14 tRNA genes and 2 rRNA genes are annotated in these 1,940 nt (G+C 49.5%); all 16 read left to right on the forward strand.

The features are described from left to right. Window positions 1-197 (forward strand): 23S ribosomal RNA (locus AC1DSK_RS17220); the annotation flags it as partial. A 135-nt stretch (window positions 198-332) separates the two neighbouring features. Then, window positions 333-448 (forward strand): 5S ribosomal RNA (gene rrf, locus AC1DSK_RS17225). Window positions 449-458: 10 nt separating this feature from the next. Next, window positions 459-534: transfer RNA gene (locus tag AC1DSK_RS17230), tRNA-Val, on the forward strand. 19 nt (window positions 535-553) lie between these two features. Next, a tRNA-Thr gene (locus AC1DSK_RS17235) sits at window positions 554-629 on the forward strand. Window positions 630-635: 6 nt separating this feature from the next. Beyond that, window positions 636-711, forward strand: a tRNA-Lys gene (locus tag AC1DSK_RS17240). Window positions 712-726: 15 nt separating this feature from the next. Further along, window positions 727-811: transfer RNA gene (locus AC1DSK_RS17245), tRNA-Leu, on the forward strand. A 19-nt stretch (window positions 812-830) separates the two neighbouring features. Further along, window positions 831-905: transfer RNA gene (locus AC1DSK_RS17250), tRNA-Gly, on the forward strand. Window positions 906-918: 13 nt separating this feature from the next. Next, window positions 919-1,007: transfer RNA gene (locus AC1DSK_RS17255), tRNA-Leu, on the forward strand. A 21-nt stretch (window positions 1,008-1,028) separates the two neighbouring features. Beyond that, a tRNA-Arg gene (locus tag AC1DSK_RS17260) sits at window positions 1,029-1,105 on the forward strand. Between the two features lie 14 nt (window positions 1,106-1,119). Beyond that, window positions 1,120-1,196, forward strand: a tRNA-Pro gene (locus tag AC1DSK_RS17265). 20 nt (window positions 1,197-1,216) lie between these two features. Then, window positions 1,217-1,292: transfer RNA gene (locus AC1DSK_RS17270), tRNA-Ala, on the forward strand. Window positions 1,293-1,310: 18 nt separating this feature from the next. Continuing rightward, window positions 1,311-1,384, forward strand: a tRNA-Met gene (locus AC1DSK_RS17275). Between the two features lie 7 nt (window positions 1,385-1,391). Next, window positions 1,392-1,468, forward strand: a tRNA-Ile gene (locus AC1DSK_RS17280). 12 nt (window positions 1,469-1,480) lie between these two features. Next, a tRNA-Ser gene (locus tag AC1DSK_RS17285) sits at window positions 1,481-1,573 on the forward strand. 118 nt (window positions 1,574-1,691) lie between these two features. Continuing rightward, window positions 1,692-1,768, forward strand: a tRNA-Met gene (locus AC1DSK_RS17290). 3 nt (window positions 1,769-1,771) lie between these two features. After that, window positions 1,772-1,847 (forward strand) — tRNA-Asp (locus AC1DSK_RS17295). Window positions 1,848-1,940 lie beyond the last annotated feature (93 nt).

A 1,940-nucleotide genomic window follows, 5' to 3' on the forward strand; every position in this document is an offset into this window, starting at 1 on the left:
CCAAGAGCATCGCTGGGTAGCTATGTGTGGCCGGGATAAGTGCTGAAAGCATCTAAGCATGAAGCCCCCCTCAAGATGAGATTTCCCATTACGCAAGTAAGTAAGATCCCTCAAAGACGATGAGGTAGATAGGTTCGAGGTGGAAGCGCGGTGACGTGTGCAGCTGACGAATACTAATCGATCGAGGACTTAACCAAAATGAATTTGAATGGTTTTCAATGACCCGTTTATCCAGTTTTGAGTGAACAAGAATAGTTTTTTATTTCAAAAAACACTTGTAAATCTCATGAGATTTGATATAATAGATCTTGTCTTAAAAAATGAATACCCAGTCCAGTGATAATGGCAAAGAGGTCACACCCGTTCCCATACCGAACACGGAAGTTAAGCTCTTTAGCGCCGATGGTAGTTGGGGGTTTCCCCCTGTGAGAGTAGGACGTCGCTGGGCGATTTATTTCGGAGGATTAGCTCAGCTGGGAGAGCATCTGCCTTACAAGCAGAGGGTCGGCGGTTCGAGCCCGTCATCCTCCACCATTTTTCTTTTTAACACCGTGCCGGTGTAGCTCAGTTGGTAGAGCAACTGACTTGTAATCAGTAGGTCGAGGGTTCGACTCCTTTCGCCGGCACCATTGTTAGAGCCATTAGCTCAGTTGGTAGAGCATCTGACTTTTAATCAGAGGGTCGTAGGTTCGAATCCTACATGGCTCACCATTTTCATACTAAGTTGCGGGTGTGGCGGAACTGGCAGACGCACTAGACTTAGGATCTAGCGCCGCAAGGCGTGGGGGTTCGACTCCCTTCACCCGCACCATTTTCACAATWTTATACGAGCGGAAGTAGTTCAGTGGTAGAACACCACCTTGCCAAGGTGGGGGTCGCGAGTTCGAACCTCGTCTTCCGCTCCATATCTTCTTAAATGCCGGGGTGGCGGAACTGGCAGACGCACAGGACTTAAAATCCTGCGGTAGGTGACTACCGTACCGGTTCGATTCCGGTCCTCGGCACCAGTTTTTAAAATAGCATAATATGCGCCCGTAGCTCAATTGGATAGAGTACTTGACTACGAATCAAGCGGTTAGAGGTTCGAGTCCTCTCGGGCGCGCCATATTTTTTAAACTTCGGGAAGTAGCTCAGCTTGGTAGAGCACTTGGTTTGGGACCAAGGGGTCGCAGGTTCGAATCCTGTCTTCCCGACCAGTTTATTTTATCCCTTTTACGGGGCCTTAGCTCAGCTGGGAGAGCGCCTGCCTTGCACGCAGGAGGTCAGCGGTTCGATCCCGCTAGGCTCCACCAACATTTTATAAAGATCCTGGCGGCGTAGCTCAGCTGGCTAGAGCGTACGGTTCATACCCGTGAGGTCGGGGGTTCGATCCCCTCTGCCGCCATYTTTTAGGACCTTTAGCTCAGTTGGTTAGAGCAGACGGCTCATAACCGTCCGGTCGCAGGTTCGAGTCCTGCAAGGTCCACCACTTATATACTGCGGAGGTATACCCAAGTCCGGCTGAAGGGATCGGTCTTGAAAACCGACAGGGGAGTCAAATCCCGCGGGGGTTCGAATCCCTCTACCTCCTCCATTTTTACTAAGTGTGTGGTGTAAGATCATCAAACATATAAACATACATATACTCGCTCTAAAGAAATCGTGATATTACTAGAAGCGTTGAGTCATAGTGTTTATAACAATAATATTATCGCGGGGTGGAGCAGCACGGTAGCTCGTTGGGCTCATAACCCAAAGGTCGCAGGTTCAAATCCTGCCCCCGCAACCAAATGGTCCCGTGGTGTAGCGGTTAACATGCCTGCCTGTCACGCAGGAGATCGCGGGTTCGATTCCCGTCGGGACCGCCATTTTTTATGAAGTGTTAAGAATTGGAATAAGCAAAGAAGGTCTAGGAAGCAAAATGAGTAAGTGAAGGAGCGTACTAACGTACGTGACTGAAC

The organism is Paenisporosarcina sp. P4_B8, from assembly GCF_056402175.1.